The sequence below is a fragment of the Cryobacterium sp. TMB3-10 genome (genome assembly GCF_004402305.1).
GTDB classification, from domain to species: Bacteria; Actinomycetota; Actinomycetes; order Actinomycetales; family Microbacteriaceae; genus Cryobacterium; species Cryobacterium zongtaii.
In genome coordinates this window covers 161,072-179,351 of record NZ_SOGH01000007.1, presented here as the reverse complement: position 1 = coordinate 179,351, position 18,280 = coordinate 161,072, and the positions used below count along the sequence as shown (strand labels likewise).

The 18,280-nt window shown below is 64.3% G+C and carries 14 protein-coding genes; 1 reads left to right on the top strand and 13 read right to left on the bottom strand.

Annotation, left to right across the window (positions count from 1 at the left end):
* Positions 1–35: 35 nt before the first annotated feature.
* The 4 genes from E3T22_RS03465 to E3T22_RS03450 form a co-directional block, all read right to left on the bottom strand.
* Entirely contained in the window at positions 36–407 is a 372-nt protein-coding gene (locus E3T22_RS03465; protein WP_103461756.1) for an STAS/SEC14 domain-containing protein, read from the bottom strand.
* Positions 408–805: 398 nt separating this feature from the next.
* The gene (locus tag E3T22_RS03460) at positions 806–1,174 is read right to left on the bottom strand and encodes an HNH endonuclease (RefSeq protein WP_134480347.1); all 369 of its coding nucleotides are present in this window, start codon (positions 1,172–1,174) and stop codon (positions 806–808) included.
* 114 nt (positions 1,175–1,288) lie between these two features.
* Positions 1,289–2,347 (bottom strand): magnesium and cobalt transport protein CorA, encoded by a 1,059-nt coding sequence (locus E3T22_RS03455; RefSeq protein WP_088456908.1) that lies wholly within the window; start codon positions 2,345–2,347, stop codon positions 1,289–1,291.
* Positions 2,348–2,682: 335 nt separating this feature from the next.
* Positions 2,683–3,363 (bottom strand): TetR/AcrR family transcriptional regulator, encoded by a 681-nt coding sequence (locus tag E3T22_RS03450; protein ID WP_134480346.1) that lies wholly within the window; start codon positions 3,361–3,363, stop codon positions 2,683–2,685.
* A 135-nt stretch (positions 3,364–3,498) separates the two neighbouring features.
* On the opposite strand from E3T22_RS03450, the gene E3T22_RS03445 reads away from it, so the two are divergent.
* Positions 3,499–3,996 carry a DUF6326 family protein gene (locus E3T22_RS03445; RefSeq protein ID WP_088456906.1) on the top strand — a complete coding sequence of 166 codons (498 nt, stop codon included), beginning with the start codon at positions 3,499–3,501 and terminating at the stop codon, positions 3,994–3,996.
* A gap of 105 nt (positions 3,997–4,101) precedes the next feature.
* Here the strand turns inward: E3T22_RS03445 and E3T22_RS03440 are convergent, their stop codons facing one another.
* The 9 genes from E3T22_RS03440 to E3T22_RS03400 form a co-directional block, all read right to left on the bottom strand.
* Positions 4,102–4,755 (bottom strand): class I SAM-dependent methyltransferase, encoded by a 654-nt coding sequence (locus tag E3T22_RS03440; protein ID WP_134480345.1) that lies wholly within the window; start codon positions 4,753–4,755, stop codon positions 4,102–4,104.
* A 96-nt stretch (positions 4,756–4,851) separates the two neighbouring features.
* Positions 4,852–5,031, bottom strand: a complete 180-nt coding sequence (locus E3T22_RS19315) for a hypothetical protein (protein ID WP_241983580.1) — start codon at positions 5,029–5,031, stop codon at positions 4,852–4,854.
* A gap of 233 nt (positions 5,032–5,264) precedes the next feature.
* Complete coding sequence (locus E3T22_RS03430) at positions 5,265–6,557, bottom strand: family 1 glycosylhydrolase (RefSeq protein ID WP_134480344.1); 1,293 nt, start codon at positions 6,555–6,557, stop codon at positions 5,265–5,267.
* 44 nt (positions 6,558–6,601) lie between these two features.
* Complete coding sequence (locus tag E3T22_RS03425; RefSeq protein ID WP_134480343.1) at positions 6,602–7,492, bottom strand: carbohydrate ABC transporter permease; 891 nt, start codon at positions 7,490–7,492, stop codon at positions 6,602–6,604.
* Positions 7,489–8,442, bottom strand: coding sequence for a carbohydrate ABC transporter permease (locus E3T22_RS03420; RefSeq protein WP_134480342.1), 954 nt, complete (start codon positions 8,440–8,442; stop codon positions 7,489–7,491). The genes E3T22_RS03425 and E3T22_RS03420 overlap by 4 nt, the downstream gene beginning before the upstream one ends.
* Positions 8,443–8,453: 11 nt before the next feature.
* Positions 8,454–9,719 carry an ABC transporter substrate-binding protein gene (locus E3T22_RS03415; protein ID WP_134480341.1) on the bottom strand — a complete coding sequence of 422 codons (1,266 nt, stop codon included), beginning with the start codon at positions 9,717–9,719 and terminating at the stop codon, positions 8,454–8,456.
* A gap of 147 nt (positions 9,720–9,866) precedes the next feature.
* The gene (locus E3T22_RS03410) at positions 9,867–10,937 is read right to left on the bottom strand and encodes a LacI family DNA-binding transcriptional regulator (protein WP_241983579.1); all 1,071 of its coding nucleotides are present in this window, start codon (positions 10,935–10,937) and stop codon (positions 9,867–9,869) included.
* A gap of 413 nt (positions 10,938–11,350) precedes the next feature.
* The gene (locus E3T22_RS03405) at positions 11,351–12,409 is read right to left on the bottom strand and encodes a magnesium and cobalt transport protein CorA (protein WP_134480340.1); all 1,059 of its coding nucleotides are present in this window, start codon (positions 12,407–12,409) and stop codon (positions 11,351–11,353) included.
* A gap of 303 nt (positions 12,410–12,712) precedes the next feature.
* Entirely contained in the window at positions 12,713–18,205 is a 5,493-nt protein-coding gene (locus tag E3T22_RS03400; protein WP_166789254.1) for an AAA domain-containing protein, read from the bottom strand.
* Positions 18,206–18,280 lie beyond the last annotated feature (75 nt).

Below are 18,280 nucleotides of genomic sequence, written 5' to 3'. Positions count from 1 at the left end.
CCCAAAGACGCACTCTGCGCAGCGCTTCTGCACGCTTAGACACCGGCAGTAAGCCATTTCATGGCTTCGCTGCGCGAGGTAAAGAATTTGGTCGGACACGGCGGAATGTGCACACCGAGAAAGAAATTCGCCAAGACTCGGTCAACAGGTGATTTGCCCAGAAGAGCAATGCGCGAGGCGCTGCAGGGAATAGACCACACGGACCTGGCCTCTCGGCTCACCGACCCGACCGCTGCCATATCGACGAGCATGCCCCGACGTTCGTTCCCGCACGCGTCGTTAACTTTCGCCATCGCGAGGTGGGCATCTTCGATCTGAATGTGAGCCCCGGGCTGCCAGCGCAGATGGAGAATTCCATCGACCGTTTCGAGAGTCTCTTTTGCGCCGTCTGCAGCGACCGGACCCATTGCAACGTCCTCCCCCGGGCACGCAGCCGAACCGTTCAGCCACTCCTCAAAGCTACTCGTGTTCAGGTGCTTATCAAATCAATCCCCGACCAATATTCACGGCAGTGTCATCGACGGCGAAGACAGCTTCGCATCGGGCACCAGCCGAGCCTGGGCCGCGTGCCGCTGAAAGGTATCAGCCACGGGTTTGCGTCGCCGGGCCAGGCTCCCCGACGGCGGCTTCGGTACCTGCCCGGCCGCAGCGGGCCGGCCGCCGCCCAGCTCCATTCAGCAGGTCTAAGGTGCAAGCCATAGCCGGCAGAGAGCGTCCGCCGATCGTGGCCCCACGAACCCCCGAAGAGGCAACCTATGGCAGAGAGCGCCCGCCCGGGGCCATGCGCCCAGGAGCGTTGGCAGCCCTAACCTGTAGGGAGGAGCGTCGGCAGTATCGTCGCGTAACGGAGCAGGAACGCGCGCTCGTCGAGATGCTTGCGCCGGAGCCACCCGGTGACTTCGTTGTTGTGTTTGCTCGCGTTGCAAGACGGGCAGGCGGGAACCACGTTCTCGAGGGTGTACCGGCCGCCCCGAGAGATCGGCATGATGCAGTCACGCTGCAGGGCCGGGCTCTCTGCTTGGCAGTATGCACACCCTCCCCAAGCGGCGAGGAGGTCAGCCCACTGTGACGCGGTGAGGTCGTTGTCGACGCGGGCGAGCCGTCGTTGCCGGCGCTTCGCGTAGCGCGCACGCGCTGCGGGTGAAACGGCTGAGAACTTGCGGCGAGGGGGCACGACTAAACGGTACTCCGGCCGCGCGCGGTCATCCGTTCGCTAGTTCGCTTCGGAAGGTTGCGCGACGAACCAGCCAAGCCTTCTTCGGCGCCCTGCACGGTTTCGGAGCCAGCCTTACAGCCACTTCCGCCTCTTGAAGATCCCCCACAGCCCCAGCCCCATCACTCCCATCGCCGCCACGGCCACCGGGTACCCGAACTGCCAGTGCAGCTCCGGCATGTTGTCGAAGTTCATCCCGTAGATCGTGCCTACCAGCGTCGGCGCGAACAGGATCGCCGCCCACGAGGAGATCTTCTTCACTTCCTCGTTCTGGGCCAGGCCCACCTCTGACAACCGTCGGGTCTCCTCATTCTGGGCCAGCCCGGCCTCCGAGAGGCGACGCATCTCGTCGTTCTGCTGCTGCGTCACCAGGGTGGCGTGCACGGTGAGCGCGTTCTCCAACAGTGCCCGGAATGAGGCGGCGTGCTCGGTGACCCGCAGCACGTGGTCGAGCACATCCCGGAACGAGCGCTGCAGCTCCACGTCCACCTGGTACTTCTCCGAGCCGCGAAGGAGCGCCTCGAGCATGCCGCGCAGCGGCCCGGTGGCGCGCTGGAAGTCGATGACCTCGCTGAGCAGTTCGTAGATGCGCCGCGACACCGACGGGTCGCCGCCGAAGAGTTGGTTCTCGATTTCGTCGATGTCGTTCTCCAGGCCGGCGACGACGGGGGAGTAGGCGTCGACGACCTCGTCGAGCACGGCGTGCAGTACTGCTTCGGGTCCGAGCGCGAGCAGGGCCGGGTTCTGCTCCATCCGCCGGCGCACGTTGGCCAGGTCGGGGTTCTCGGCGTGCCGCACGGTCACCACGAAGCCCGGCCCGATGAACACGTTCACCTCACCGAACTCCACCCGCTCCTCGGCGTCGAGGTACCAGGCCGGCCGCAGCACCACGAAGAGGGTGTCGCCGAACCGCTCCAGCTTGGCCCGCTGGTGGCCCTTGAGCGCGTCTTCCACGGCCAGCGGATGCAGCGAGAACTCGTCGGCGACGCTGCGGATCTCGTCTGCATCGGGCCGGTACAAGCCGATCCACGCCATTCCCTCGCACTCGCGCAACTGGCGGTACGTCTCGTCGAGGCTGTGGGGGCTGGAGGTGCGCTGCCCGGTCACGTAGATGCCGTTGTCGATGAGTGCCATGGTCCTACTCCGTCGTTCGGTCGACGAGAGCACGTGAGCAAGCCGGAGGTGACTAGGCAGACGTCGGGATTCGACGGTGCACCAGAGGTCACCTCGCAATGGAGGTTCAGTTGCGCGCCACTCCCAGCGCGACGCCCGGCCTAGAAGGTCAGAGCGAAAACGACATTCGCCGAGGGAGTGGAGCGCGGACTATCACCAGCCATGGCCGCTCACCTGCCTTCGATCGAAGATTGTCGTGGCCCTGCGTGGGCCTCGGATACCGTAGCACCCCAGGGCGTCGAGATTGGAAATCTGACTTGTGACGAGCGCTTATGGGTAGAGCTGACTCAGGCCCATCAGGGATGCGTTACCCGCCCAGGTAACGCGGGGCTCGCGTCGGCGACCCGACGCCCCAGGCCCTCCAGCAGCAGCTCCAACCCATAGTCGAACTCGTCCGCGAACGCATAACCGCCCCCGCCGAACAGCTCGGCGCGCGAGCGCGCAATGTGCGGATACAGCTCCGCCGGCGCCGCGACCTTGACGGCGAACGCCTCCTCGGCGCCGTCCCCCGGTTCGAAGGGCAGGCTCGTCTCGGTCAGCGCGAACCCATACACGTAGGCGTCGAGCGCGGAGAACGCGTGTGTCGCGAGCGCGGCGCTGAAGCCCTCCGCCATGAGCACGCCGAGTAGCCGGTCGTGGTGCTGCAGCAGCGCCGGGCCGGGATTGGGGCGCGATTCCATCATCCCCAGCGCCCAGGGATGAGCGGTGAGCACCGACCGTGCCGATCGTGCCCGGGCGGTGATCGCCTCCCGCCAGCTATCGCCGACCTCGGGCAGTTCGATCCTCGCGAACACCCAGTCGGCCAGGTCATCGAGCAGCGCCTCCTTGCTCGGCACGTGATGGTAAAGCGACATCGCCTCAACGCCGAGAACCTTCGCGACACTGCGCATACTCACGGCGGCGACCCCCGCGCCATCAGCGACGGTGGCGGCGGCGTTGATGATCCGATCCCTGCTGAGCGGTGTGCGCGATGCCATAGATCCATTCTTGTGCACTTACGGACGTAAGGCTAGCATGGCTCTCATCCTTACAACCGTAAGGACAGAAAGTGCCCGCGGTCGTCGTCAGCGATCGTGGACCAACCCATCCTCACCACAACAACGGAGTACCTGATGAAAACACGTCAACACACCACCACCGCGCTGGAAGACCAGCGGATCTCAGTGCAGGCCAAGCTCGCGGCAGCCTGGACCAGCTTCATGTTCCTCGTCATATACATCGACTACTTCCACCTCTACCAGCCCGGCGAAATCGACGAAATCCGGGGAGGCGACATCTTTGCGTTCGAGATCAGCGGGACATTGATTTCAATTTTCTTCGCGCTCATAGCGATCCCGACCCTGATGGTGCTGCTCTCCATGACGCTGCCCGCCCGGGTGAACCGTGCTACGAACCTCGTCGTTGCCGTGCTTTTCATCCCCATCTGCGTGTTCAACGCGGCCGGGGCGTCCTGGGACTGGGCCTTCTACTACGGCTTCACCATCGGAGTCGAGGTGCTGATCCTGGCCTTCATCCTGCGCTCCGCCTGGACCTGGCCCCGCACGGCACCGCCGGCAGAGATGGCGATGAGCCCCGAGATTGGGGTCATTCGCATCAAGCAGCACGGTTGAACGGGGTAGGCAGTGCCCGTGCCGCTTGGAACCATCTGCCGCGGTGTGGGCTCCGTGGGTGTGGCACACCGACCACTGCTGGGCGGTAGGGGCTCCCATAGGCCCCTACCGCCTACTCTCCAACTGACTGGTGGCTGGCAACGCTCTCGCGGCATCCGCTCTGGCGGAGAGGCAGGCGCGGAGTGCGCCGTGAGGCCGGTGCCCGGGACCGGTGCGGGTGTGGGTCTCGATGATGTCGTAGTGAGCGGCGCGGAGTTCGTCGCTCAGGGCCGCTACGGGCCATCGATACGCCGTCGTGATCGCGTGCTCGAACGGTTCGACCACCGGGCCCTCGAAGAAGCCGAGCAGAAGCTCGCCGCCCGGGCGCAGCACACGCGCGAACTCGGAAAGCGCATCCCGGAGTGATTTCGGCTCGTGGTGAATGAGGGAGTACCAGGCGAGGACGCCCGCAACCGTGCCGGGTGGTTCCGGCAGCGCACCGATGTCGCCGATCGCGAAAGACACTTCCGGATAGGCCTGTCGGGCGTGGTCGATGAAGCCCGGCACCAGGTCGACACCTCGAATCCTCACCCCACGCTCGGCGAGCTGCCCGGTCCACTGCCCCGGGCCGCAGCCGGCATCGATCAGTGGCCCGTCGAGCCGATCTGCCCACCCGGTGACAAGCTGCAGGTCCGCTGGATGCACCGACGTGATCGAGCCCAGGTGCTCCGCATACTCCGCCGCACGGCGGGCATACGCGGCTCTGATCTCGGGTGCCATACCTCTGAGCCTAGGATGCTCCGCGCCCTCTTCACTCAGAACAGGGCCGTGCGCCCGGGGGCTCGACCAAGCCGCAGCATCCCGGCTCTTACAGGGTTAGAAGCCGATCCAGTCTCCGTTCGAGTCCAGCTCGTAGTCGGCAACGCTCGCCTTAATGATGGTGAGGGTGCCGCTCTTCATGACGGTCATCTCCACAGAGGCGAACGCGTCGATTGTGCCGTCGGTCTCGCCACTCTCACCACGTTCCGGGTGGTAGGCAGGCGGCGGTACCGGCATGGGTTCGGCGGTGCGCCGCTGATCTGACCGCTCAGCGCCTGTCCACCAGCGCAGCAGCGCGCCATCTTCTGGGTCTCGGTACCAACCGGCTAAAGGCAGAGTCCAAGGGATTCCCGTCGCGTGGGCGCGCCGACACGACGCAGATTGGAGCGTATGAGCGCACGGGGCGCATCCGCTAACCCCCAGTGTGGGTACCCACGGCCCTGGTCGAGGTGACGTGTCTGTTGCCGGTGTCAGGCGACGACGTCAGCCGAATCCTCAACCATCGCAGCGGGCGCCAGCCGAGCCTGCGTCGCGTGCCGCTGAAAGGTATCAGCCACGGGATTGCGTCGACGGGCCAGGCTCCCCGACGGTGTTTCCACCAGGTCATGCAGACCCATCGTCAGCAGGTGGTCTGCCCGGGGTGCCTCGGTGTGGCGCCAGGTCCATTCGTACATATCGAACAGCGGCCACCAGGTGTACCCCACAACGTTGACGCCGTCGGCCTTGAGCTCGTGGAGCGCGCCGACCGAGGCATCGAGCCATCGACGCCGTTCATCGACCGTGCCGGTCACGCTCGTCTCCGTGAGCATCACGGGTGCGCCATACCGGTCGGCCCAGGTGGTGAGTACGTCTTTCAGGCCCTCCGTGCCGGTGTCTTCATAGGGGCGAGGATCGGCGAAACCGCCGCCGTGATGGATGCCCGCCTCGAACACCTCGGTGGAGTGCAGCGGGTAGTAATTGACGCCCATGACATCGGGCCGAACCGGATGCGCCCGGAACCAGTCGAGGAGAGAGTCGTCGGCGCCGCCCCGTTCCAGCTGGCCCAGCAGCGGGTGGTCCGGTCCGACGGCGCCGGTGACGAGATCCTCGACGAGGAATCCCTGGTGCCGAAGCCGCGTGACGGTGTCCGCGTGCTCGGGGGCATCCAGGGCGCCCGAGTACCGGATGCCCGCATCAACGTGCACAAAGGTGGCCCGGTCACCAAGCACCGACGCAATCGCGTGCTGAGTCTTCACGAACCCCTCAGCGAGGGCGGTGGCGATGCTCACCATGCCGGTCGGGCCCGAGAGATAGGGCGGCCAGTACGCGTACTCGCCAGAGAACAGGGCGTGGATGACGGGCTCGTTGACCGGCGTGTAATCGGTGGCGACGTCGCCGTACCGTTCGGCGAACCGCTGTGCATACTCGGTGACGTGGTCGGGATAGTCCGGGTGGGAGAACTGGCCCTCGAGCCAGAGAGGCGTGCCGTAGTGCAGCAGATCGATCACCGGGCGCAGCCCCAGCTCGGCATACCGCGCCATCACGCCGTCCACCCACGACCAGTCCCATCGGCCTCGTTCGGCGGCCACCCGATGCCACGGCACCCCCCAGCGCACCATCTCGGCGCCCACGTCGCTGGCCAACTGCAGGTCGCCGGCGTACTGCGCGTAGTGCTCGGTGAGCTCGTATTCGTCAATGGCGCGCTCGCCCAGGCGGGCCTGCGGCACGAAGGTGTCCTCGATGCCGACCGCGAAGTGCAGTCGGCCGTCGTCAAACCAGGTCATGTTGCTCGATTCGGTGGTGATGGTGGTCAGTGGATAGCGGCGGCCTATTTCAGGCCGCTGCTCGCGACGCTCTCAATGAAGCGCCGCTGAACCAGCAGGAAGAGGATTGCGAGCGGCAGCACGGCGATGAGGGCGCCGGCCATCATCACGCCCTGGGGGATGATGCCGCCGGGCCCGGTCAACAGGGTCAGGCCCGACGTGATGGTGCCGTGGTCCGATTCTGTGGTGAACACCAACGGCCAGAGCAGGTCGTTCCAGTTGTTGACGAAGGTGAAGATGCCCAGCGTGAGCAGCGCCGGGATGGCGTTGGGCAGCACCACGCTCCAGAACACCCGAAACTCGGAGGCGCCGTCGATCCGGGCGGCATTGTCGAGGTCCCGCGGGAGGGACAGGAAGAACTGCCGGAGGAAGAAGATACCAAACGCGTCGGCCGCCCGCGGCAGGATCAGCCCAGCAAAGGTGTTCACCCAGCCCAGGTCGGAGACCAGCTGGTAGATCGGGATCAGCGTCGCCTGAAACGGGATCATCAGGCTGGCGATGATGACGATCAACAGCACCTTGCTGCCACGGAAATCCAGCCGGGCTAACGCGTAGGCGGCGAGCGAGTCGAACACCAGGGCGAACAGGGTGACCCCGCCGGCGAAGACGAAGCTGTTGCCGATCAGCCGCGCGAATGGCAGCTCGGAGAAGATCGCCCGAAAGTTGTCGAGCGTCCACTGGGTCGGGGTGAGCGTGGGTGGGAAGGCGTTGACTTCGGAGGCCGGCTTGAACGCGGTCAACACAATGATGATGACGGGCAGCATGATCGCCGCAGTCACGACCAGGAAACCGACGAAGTAGAGCGCCTGGGTCAGGCTGATCCGTGGTGGGCGTCGGCGAGCGGTGCGGGTGGATGCCGGGGTCGGGAGCGCCGCCCGGCTGAGGGTGCTGGTCATGAGCTGGTGTCCTCTCCACGCCGACCGAAGAATAGGAACTGCACGAGGCTGAGGAGCAGAGTTGCCACCAGCAGGACGTAGGACAGCGCGGAGGCGAAGCCGAGTTCGAGGTCCTTGAACCCGGACTGGTAGATCTCCATCACGATCGTCTGGGTGCTCCGGTACGGGCCGCCTCCGGTGAGTACATAGATCTGGTCGAATGCCTGCAGCGCGGCGATCAGCGCGATCACCACCACGAACGCCATCGTGTTGCTGAGCATCGGGAAGGTCACGTTCGTGAACCGGCGCCACCCGTTCGCGCCGTCGAGCGATGCCGCCTCGTACAGGCTCTTAGGGATGTCTTGCAGGCCTGCCAGGAAGATCACCATGTAGAAGCCGAAACTCTTCCACACGGCCACGAGCACCACGGTCGGCATGGCCAGCGCCGGGTCCTCCAGCACGTTACCGATCCGAATACCGACGGCCTGCAACCAATAGTTCAACAGCCCGATCTGCGGGTCGAGCAGGTACGACCAGGCGAACGCCGCGACGGCCAGCGACACGATGAACGGAAGGAACAGGGTGGTGCGGAAGAATCCGCGGAACGGCAGCTGGGGACTGTTGACTGCGAGGGCGAGCACCAGCGCCACGATCAGGGCGACGGGCGTGAACAACACGGCGTACAACGCGGTGTTCCCGATCGACTGCAGGATGCTCGGATCGGTGAAGACCCGCGCATAATTCTCCAGGCCCACCCAAGTTTCCTGCCCGAATCCGCTGGCGTCGGTGAAGGAGAGCCGGAGGGCCGAGAACATCGGCCAGCCCACGAAGGCCGTGAGGAGGATCAGGGCCGGGGCCAGGAACCCGACGACGACGGCCCGCCGGCGGAAGCCGTCGTTCAGCGGTCGTCTGCCGCCGAGCTGACCGGGCGGGCGCCACGGTCGGCGTCGTTGGAGGGATGAAGTCGTCATCGGATTCCGGCTCAGTTGTCCAGCGCCTGCTGCACGGATGCCTGTGCGGCGGCGAGCAGCTCGGCAGGGTCACCGCCGGCAAGTGCCTTCTGGGTGGCCTCGTCCACGGCGGTCAGCGCGTCGGTGCTGTTCACGACGCCGGGCAGAAGCGCCCGGCTGGTGTCAGAGATTTCGGTGAGGGCGGCGACGGTGGCGTTCGCGCTGACGTCTTCCGCGGTCACGTCGGTGCGCAGCGCCGGCCAGCCGGAACCGAGCGACCATGCTGTGGCCACATCCTTCTTGTTGAAGTAAGCCAGGAAGTCCTGCGCGGCGGCTTGTTCGGCGTCCGTCGCCTGAGCGGTGACGGCCATGGAGACACCGATCGCCGACGCGGCCTGAGCGTCGGGGCCGGCCGGAATGGCCGCGATGCCGTAGTTGATGCCGGCGTCGGTGGCGAGACCCGTCATCCAGGGGCCGCCGATGTGCATGACAGCCTTGCCCGAGGTGAAGAGGGCGTCGGCGTCGATGCCATCCAGACCGGTGGGGGAGATCAAATCCTGCTGCACGGCGTCGGCCCAGTAGGTGAGGGTGTCGACGTTGGCGGCCGAGTCCACGGTGGCCTTGGTGCCGTCGTCGTTCGTGATCGAGCCGCCGCCGCCCTCAAAGAGGCTCGCCCAGACGCCATTGCCGACGGTGCCGTGGTCGGGCAGCGCCATGCCGTACTGTTCGGGCGTGCCGTCACCGTCCGCGTCGATGGTGGTGGCCTTCGCCGCGGCGACCCAGTCGTCCCAGGTGGTCGGGAACGTCGTGACGCCGGCCGCGGCCAGCTTGTCCTTGTCGTAGAAGACCGACAGCGGCACGAAACCGGTCGGGACGCCGTACTTGGAGCCGTCGACGGTTTCCATCGCAACGGCCTCGGCATTCAGCTCCGCCGTGTTGCTCGTGTCAGCCGCGTAGAAGTCATCGAGGTTGACCAGGGCCTTCTTGGATGCGTAGACCGGGAGGCGCTCGGCGGGCATGGCGACGATCTGGGGGCCTTCGCCCGACGACAGCGCCGTGAGGAGGGTGTCGTCGATGACCGCCCAGGTCTTGGTCTGGGTGGTGACCACCACGTCGTCCTGCGACGCGTTGAAGTCCTCCACGATGCCGTTGAGCACGTCGCCGTCGGCCTCGGTGTAGCCGTGCCAGAAGGTCAGGGCGACGGGCCCGTCGCTGGCGGCGGGGGTAGCGGCGGCGCAGCCGGACAGGCCGGAAACGACGACGGCGGAAGCCGCAAAGGCGGCCATCAGCTTCTTCACTGGGTACCTGCTATCTGCTTCCCACAACGCTGTCGGGAAGCCACTAGAAATGGGTATTCGACGCAATTTACATCGATGTAAATTTGAAGGTACGGCATCATTTGGGTGCTGTCAACACCGCGGTGGCAAAAGGGCGCATCGGCCGGCTTAGTCGTGGAGCAGGGTCTCCATGGTGGCAGGGGCTGGCTTTGCAGAGATAGGGACCGTGGACGCGCGCACCTCGAGCGAATAGCCGACCTCCACGTGCACCGATTCTGCGGCGTCGTCGCCGGCTTCGATGCGCGCGAGCACCCGGTCGACGGCCAGGCGGGCCAGTTCCTCGCGGCCGGGGGAGATGGTGGTGAGTGCCGGGCTGGAAAAGCGCGCGTCTTCGATGTCGTCGAAGCCCACTACGGCGACGTCCTGGGGAACGTGCAGGCCGGCAAGCTGCAAGGCGCTCATGGCGCCAAGGGCGAGCGCGTCGTTGAAACAGACGACCCCGTCGAAATCCGTGCCGGCGGCCAGCAACTGCGTAACGGCAGCAGCGCCATCGGCGCGGTGCCAAAGCGGCACATCGGCGACCAGCTCGGGCAAGATCTCGAGTCCCCGGGCAGTGAGCGCCTCCGCATAACCCTTGAACCGGAGGGCGCTGGTGCCGACCGGCCCTTCCGGATGCGCGCCGACGACGGCGATGCGGTGGCGCCCCAGGTCGAGCAGGTGCTCGGTGGCGGTGCGGATCGCGGCGGTGTTCGGGAGGGTGATGTGGTCGGCAGGGCTGCCCTCGACCCAGTCGCCCAAGACGACCACCGGGAAGTCCACGGACAGGCCGCTGACGTCGCCGGGGCCCAGCGCGATGGGGCTGAAGATGAGGCCGTCGATGGCATGGCGGCGCATTGCGGCGACCGTGGCGATCTCGTCATTGTCTGTGCTGGTCTGCTCGATGAGCACGGTGTAGTCGTGGGCCTTGGCGGCGCGGATGACGGCATCCGCGAGTTCGGCGAAGTAGGCCTGGCTGAGCTCGGGAACGGCGAGCCCGATCACCTTGGTGCGCCCCGACCGCAAGTTGCGGGCCGAGATGTTGATCTCGTAGTCCAGCTCGGTCACGGCGCTCATGACCCTGTCGTGCATGCGGGTGCTGACGTGCTCGTAGCCTGACAGCACATTGGAGACGGTCTTGACGGAGACCCCGGCGAGGCGGGCGACATCCTGCATCGTCGCGGGCGAACCGTTGCCTCTCACCGCTGCCCCATTCCCCACGCGCTGTGTTCTGAATATCACCTCGACGGTACCTCACCGGGGCTTGCTCATGCGGGAGCAACTGTACTTACGTGTCGGAACGGAATCCTTGACACCGGCCGCGGCGGTGTTCTATGTTCGGCCTTGCTGATTTACATCGATGTAAATCAGGCGGGCGTGCCTGCATCCCTCCAGAGAAGGACCACATGATGACAACGTCGTTAGCCAGCGCTCCACGACCACCCCGCCGTTTCCGACGATGGGCAACTGCTTCCACCCTGGCCGTCGCCATGGTCGCTGCCCTCGTGTCGGCCGCGCCGGCGATGGCGGTCGCACGGGCGCCCTGACTCAGGTCGGGGTGCCCGTCCGTCAGCGAGACTCGAGTGCAGTGAGAACCACGACGGGTCGTTGCCGCGCTACAGCCACTTCCGCCGCTTGAAAATTCCCCACAGCCCCAACCCCATCAGCCCCATCGCCGCGACCGCCACCGGGTACCCGAACTGCCAGTGCAGCTCCGGCATGGTGTCGAAGTTCATCCCGTAGATCGTGCCCACCAGTGTCGGCGCGAACAGGATCGCGGCCCAGGAGGAGATCTTCTTCACCTCTTCGTTCTGCGCCAGGCCCACCTCCGACAGTCGCCGGGTCTCCTCGTTCTGCGCCAGGCCGGCCTCGGAGAGGCGGCGCATCTCGTCGTTCTGCTGCTGGGTCACCAGGGTGGCGTGCACGGTGAGTGCGTTTTCCAGCAGCGCCCGGAATGAGGCGGCGTGTTCGGTGACCCGCAGCACGTGGTCGAGCACGTCCCGGAACGAGCTCTGCAGTTCACCAGCCACCTGGTACTTTTCCGAGCCGCGCAGCAGTCCCTCGAGCATGCCGCGCAGCGGCCCGGTGGCGCGCTGGAAGTCGATCACTTCGCTGAGCAGCTCGTAGATGCGCCGCGACACCGACGGGTCGCCGCCAAAGAGCTGGTTCTCGATCTCATCGATGTCGTTCTCCAGCCCGGCCACCACCGGTGCGTACGCGTCCACGACCTCGTCCAGCACGGCGTGCAGCACCGCTTCAGGACCGAGGGCGAGCAGCGCCGGATTCGATTCCATCCGCCGGCGCACGTTGGCCAGGTCGGGGTTCTCGGCGTGCCGCACGGTGACCACGAAGCCCGGCCCGATGAACACGTTCACCTCGCCAAACTGCACCCGCTCCTCGGCGTCGAGGTACCAGGCCGGCCGCAGCACCACGAAGAGGGTATCGCCGAACCGCTCCAGCTTGGCCCGCTGGTGGCCCTTGAGCGCGTCTTCCACGGCCAGCGGATGCAGCGAAAACTCATCGGCAACGCCGCGGATCTCAACTGCATCGGGCCGGTACAGGCCGATCCACGCCATGCCCTCGCTTTCGCGTAACTGCTGGTACGTCTCGTCGAGGCTCTGTGGGCTGGAGGTGCGCTGCCCGGTCACGTAGATGCCGTTGTCGATGAGTGCCATGGTCCTACTCCGTCGTTCGGTCGACGAGAGCGCGTGAGCAAGCCTGAGGCAGCCGAGGGCGCGTCAGGAATCGACGGCACACCAAAGGCCACCTCGCAAAGGAGGTTCAGTAGCGCGCCACCCCCGGCGCGACACCCTGCCTAGAAGGTCAGGGCGAAAACGACAACCGCGGAAGGGAGTGGAGCGCGGACTATCACCAGCCATGGCTACTCACCCGCCTTCGATCGAAGATTGTCGTGGCCCTGCCTGGGCCTCGGATAACGTACCACCACGATGCCTGTTCGGTTACGACCGGGCTGATGACTAGTGCGCTGAGCTCAACAGGTTCTGGACCCCCAGGAGCTTTTCCCGGACTCCGGAGGTCATGTACTTCAGACCAACTGCGTCCAGCGTCGCCCGCATAAGTGCTTCCTGGCCGTGGTCGTGTCGCTTTCGGAGGGCCTCCATCAGGGTCGCGAGCTCGGTCGGCGGAATATGCTCGAGGGAGCGCGGTCCTACGTGGCGGAGCCGGACTTCGGGTTGGTGAGGCAGTCGGAAGGTCTTCGGCTTCATGCCAGAGTCCGCCAGAGGATTGTCTGCAACTAGCTGTTTCGTGGCCACGGCCCGTGAGATCGCGCTGTTCAGAATGCGCGATGTCTCCCGCCCCACACGCTGGCCACCCGATGCCTTTACATAGACTTCGTGGAGCCGATGGCCCACAATCGGACCTTCCAGCGCAACGATCTCGAGAATCCCGGCTAGGAGCTCACTGGATGTCGCTGTTGATGCGGGTGTGAGTTTGCCGGTGAAGATGGCGTACGGGGGGAGTTGGCCGTCGAGATCGAAATGACCGGTCTGAGTAGAGGCCGGATCACTCACTGCGGTGGGCTCGTCGCCAGCGTGAGATACCTCGGTCTCGACCTGTACATCCGATTCGGGTGCCGTTGTGGGCAGATCGGTGTCTCCATCAACGACCTCGGCGATCACCATTCCTCCGTCATCTGTTTCAAAGGGGACTGGTTCAAGTTCGGCAGCCGGGATGGCGGATGATGGAGCGCGCCGCTGATCTCTTCTTCGCGTTCGAGCGCTTGTCGACGGTAGCTCGTCCGCCTCGTCCTCGGGCCAGGCTGCGGCGACTGCCAATATCTCGGCGATGGTCAGCTCGCTGGATGCGACTCGTTCAATTGCGCCGGATTCAGGTGCGTCAGAGTCGTCGGTCACCTCGCTTGCCGAGACTCCACCAATGGTAAGTACGTGGGGGTTTGAGTCGATCTCGACGGAGGTGCGTTTGATTTCTTCAACCCACGATGAGGGTCTGATGCCCATCTCCTCAAGCTTGGCCCAAAGCTTGGTGAGAACTGCGTTTGTGTCGACGTAAAAACTGGACTCCCTGATGCGGAAGAATGTCCAGCCGCATCTTTCCAGGTCGCGCTGACGCGCCAGGTCTTTCTCGTACTGTTCGGGGCCATGCCAATGGTCTCCGTCACATTCGATGGCAAGGCGGCTCTTACCCCCGACCACGACAAGGTCGATGCGGTATCCGTTCGAGTCGAACTGCGGGATCACCGTGAGGCCGCGGTCGATCAGACGGTTGAACACCCGTTGTTCGAATAGCGAGTCAAAGGGCTCGACGATGAGATCCTCAGGAACCACCTCGCTCCGTGCCAGCTCATCCGAATAGTTGCTTCGGCCAACGACTCCGTAGCAGTAGTCGAGTAGCGCGAATCGCATGTCTTCGGGGTTCCCAAGGTCACTAAGACTCATCGAGTGGAACACCCACAGCTGATCCTTCGCGCGGGAGGCCGCGACGTTGAATCGCTGCACGAACATGTCTTGGGTGAGCGCACCTATTCGCTTATCGGCCATCGGCGCCTTGACCATCGACAGGAACATCACGTCCCGCTCAGACCCCTGGAAATCGGGGGCGTCGCCGCAACGAAGATCGCGGCTGAACCATTCGTCCGGCCCGATTCGATCCAGCAGGAGGTTGCTGATGTAGTTCGACTGGTCCTTGCCCAGCAGAGAGATAACCCCGAAGGACTTGCCGTCATAGCGGTTATCAGCGATGCACGCGACGATCTGCTCGACGATGGCCTCTGCTTCAGCGGGATTGATCTTGCCCTGCTCGTAGCCGTCGGTCACGTGAACTGGTTTGATCGGTTCGAGGCGGTCTGCTCCGTACTGTCGCACAGGGATTAGACGGATGCCATCCGGTTCGTAGGCGATGCGGTTGGAGAACCCAATGATTTCGGGGACGCATCGGCGGTGCTCTACGAGGGTGATGAGCCCCCCGAAACGCATCTTCGCCTCATCGAACAGGCTCCGTTGAGGGTCCTGCCAGGAGGCGATGTACGGGTCACCGGCGATGTACTGGTGGGCGAGATCGCGCAGTTTCTGCTGATCAACACCGACCGCCGTTGGTGAAACCTGCTTGTCATCACCGATGACGACCATTCGAGGCGCGAGAAACTGAAGGAAGGTGGCATCCAGCCCGGCCTGCGAGGCCTCGTCCACAATGACGACGTCGAACATGTTCGGCTCCACGCGCAGCTGTTCTGCTATGCGATAGGTAGGCATGATCCATACCGGCACAGAGGACCGGCAGCGATCCATGGCGTCGCGGATCTCCTTGCGACGCGCGTCGGCGTACTTGCCCGTCCCCTTGCCCAAGCGCTGCACGAGCTGCGCATACTGCGTGAGCGCTGCCCTGGAGCTACCGTCAATCCGGTCACTGGAGACTGCGTGGTTCCAGGCTCGCTCGCCTGCGAGGGCTTCGACTTTGCGACTGATGCGGCCATCGAGCAGATTCATCTGGGTTTGAAGCACGTTGACATCTGTGGAGTCCTGGTTGATAATCCAGGTCCCCGTCGTCATCCAGTCCCAAGCTTCGGAAAAAGAGCCGAACTGCGTGCGCCATTCGGGAGCTGCCCGGCTCGCAGTCACAGCATGGAAGAGCTCCGGGGCGGCTTCCCGAACTTGCTGCCCTAGGTCATCCCGTGTTTGCACGAGGTGATGGGCGAGGTGCAGCCGATCCAAGCGGTTGTGAGTCGCCGAATACAGGCTTACGTTGCGGGTGCGCACGGCTTCAAGCAGGGTCTGGACTGCAGGCGCTGAAGTTCCCAGCCGAGTGACTGCTTCGATCCGGGACTCAAGCTCCCTAATCGGCAGTGTGGCACCGACCCAGTCTTCGCCCGCGGCAGCGGCCTCAACCATGACAGCGTAGGTCTTGATCTCTCCGAGGTCTGTCCAGTTGGGCACCGGTATTTCAAGTTCATCGAGCCAACGAGCGTCTATCTCGAGCCGCCGGCCAAGGGCCAGGACCTTTCGCAACTGCTCAAGCTCGGTCTGATGCCATTGCGCTCGTTCCCGCAGCGTGTCTTCAGGTGGAATGACGATATTGGCTGGCCAGGCTCGATCGAGCGCATCGATCGTCCTGTCGGCCTCAACCCACGTCAGAAATAGCTGAATTGTCGCGGGGGTTGTTGCAGGGAGCCCGTCCACCCGCACTGCAGAGAAGAATGCTTCGGCGTTCTTGATCGCCTTGCCCGTGAAAGCGCCGATCTTAGGAGTTCCATCGGGCTGGGTCTTGATCTTGCCTCCGTCTACCAGATACGCGAGCAGACTCAATGCCTGTCCCTTAAAGATCGCGTGCTCGCCGCTGCTGACTTGGATCTGCGACGTCGCTCCAAGTTCGGTGAGTAGCGGCATCATCTTGGCCAGGAGCTGCTCGACTTCGCGTGCGCGAGCATCCCAGATGGAGGCCCGTCCCGTTCGAACGTCGGTCAGAGCCTCGATCATCCAGCTCTCGCGACGGCTTTCTAGGGACTGAGCGACGCTTGAGATCTGACGCATTCGGTCCTGAAGCTCGGTTCGAGTACCTCCTGGGAGTTCGCTCACGGCCTGAAACGCGACGTGTGCAACCAGGTGCTCATGTAACTGTGCACGACTCGCCGCGTCTCGTTCGAGCTGCGTTTGCGCACCGAAGGTCTCGGCATCGGGGATATCCGAGATGCTGATGAGTTGGAGCTGAGATTCTTCCTCATCGCCCATTAGCTCGTCATCGTTAAGAAGGCGGAGCCATGTCAATGCCGATTCATTCGAGAGCGGCGCGGATGTCTCGGCGTCAAGAAGCTCATACGCCCTAATCCAGCCATGCACTGGCTCAGCGGCTTGGTGCTGCCGAGCCATTGCAGCCAGGGTTCCTTCATAACTGGCATGCTCGTGCGGAGTCACCTCCGCTACGCGGGCCTTGACCATTTCTGAGTATGCGCTGGCGCGCTTTCGATAGAGGACGTCGATGTCGCGGGCCAGGGCCTCAATTCGTTTCGTGGAAGCATGCGGGTCATGTTCAGACGCATTCGTCGAAATGCGCTCGACGGCCACCTTCAGATCGGACATGTCAGATCGAGACTGACCGATAACAGAAACCGCGAGCGGCCGGATGTCGTGGGGGAGTTTGTCTCGCACCTCCTTGAGAGCCTGATCTGTTTGAGCAGTGATCAGGACCCTCTTGCCCTGGGCAAGGAGATGCGACACCAGTGCGGCGGCTGTGTGGGTCTTTCCCGTGCCGGGCGGGCCCTGAACCAATGTTTGAGCGAATCGATCGACGTGCTCAATGACCTGGCGTTGCTTCTCATTGACCGGCAACGGCAAGTAGATGTCGGTGCCCAGCGAAACGACGGCACCCTCGGAGACATCGGGAGAGGCCGCCGGCCGATGATTCGGGTCAATCAAGGGAAGGACGCCATCGGGAACCTGCCCTGATTCGGCGAGGTGGGCGACGATCCGTTCGTAGATATCGACAATGCCGCGCTGAGAACGCTTGCGTAGAACGATTGCCGGGGCGAATGCCGCCTTAGGCGTCTCGCTCCGGGGTCGAGCGAACGCCTCCTCGTCATATTCCGCCTCTGCGTCAAGGCGGTGGACGAGCCGTCGAGCGATCGCGGCGACCGCGCTGCGATCTAGCGGATGCCCGTCGAAGGCTCGCGCGAGCGACTTCACTTCGTCGATGGATTCGGGATTGGTGATGAGTCGTGCGTCGAGCATGTCAACCTCGACGGCGAGGGGGTCGCGCGAATCGTCATGGACAACGACGATTTCACCGGTCTCGTCGTCGCACTCGAACCTGACGGGGGCGGTGAGTAGGTGCCGGTTGACGGGCTCGTGTTCCTCAGGGGCCCAAGCCAGGCAGGCCATCCCGAGCACGACTTCGAACTCGTCTCCGTGATTCCCGACCTTTTCCATCGTCGAGAACATCGAGCCGTAAAGCTCGCGGGCGGGGCGGTTTCGCAATTCCTGCGCAGCCCAGAGGTCCCAGTCGGCAGCCCAGGCGTCAAGAAGGGCCTCCACCTCTGGATGGTCTTTGAGACTGATCTCGCGGGTCCTGCTGCGGTTCGATGACTCTGCAGGTTCTGATTCGACGTCGTCCTCGGGCTTCGAGCCATGCGCACCCGGCTGGGTTTCGTCGTCGGTCTTCGGGAATGAATTGGAGAAGATCGTTTCGCGAACCACTGGACGGCTGGCGGGGTCCGTGCTAGCGCCCTCTATCCACTCCACCAGCTCGTCACCTGGCTCAGGAGCGACGAGACGTGGCACGCGCATGAACGATGCGATGATCCCGTTGCTCGGAGAGTCTTCGTCGGGTGCGTGCAGGCTGACTGCGGGGTGGGACGGGAAAGAATCGAACCAGGAGCAGCTCTCGAAGTTTTCGGTCCGATAGACCGGCCGCTCTTTCAGCCTCTGTGCGCCGCCAAGAAAGCTGAACAGTTGGATTGCTTTCTTCACCAGAATCGGATCAGAGCTACCGGACTCAAGCACAGAAACACACCCCCGTTGGCACAACGCGGGCCCAACATTGAAGCCCGCTGATACCCGCATGCTCCGAACGGATAT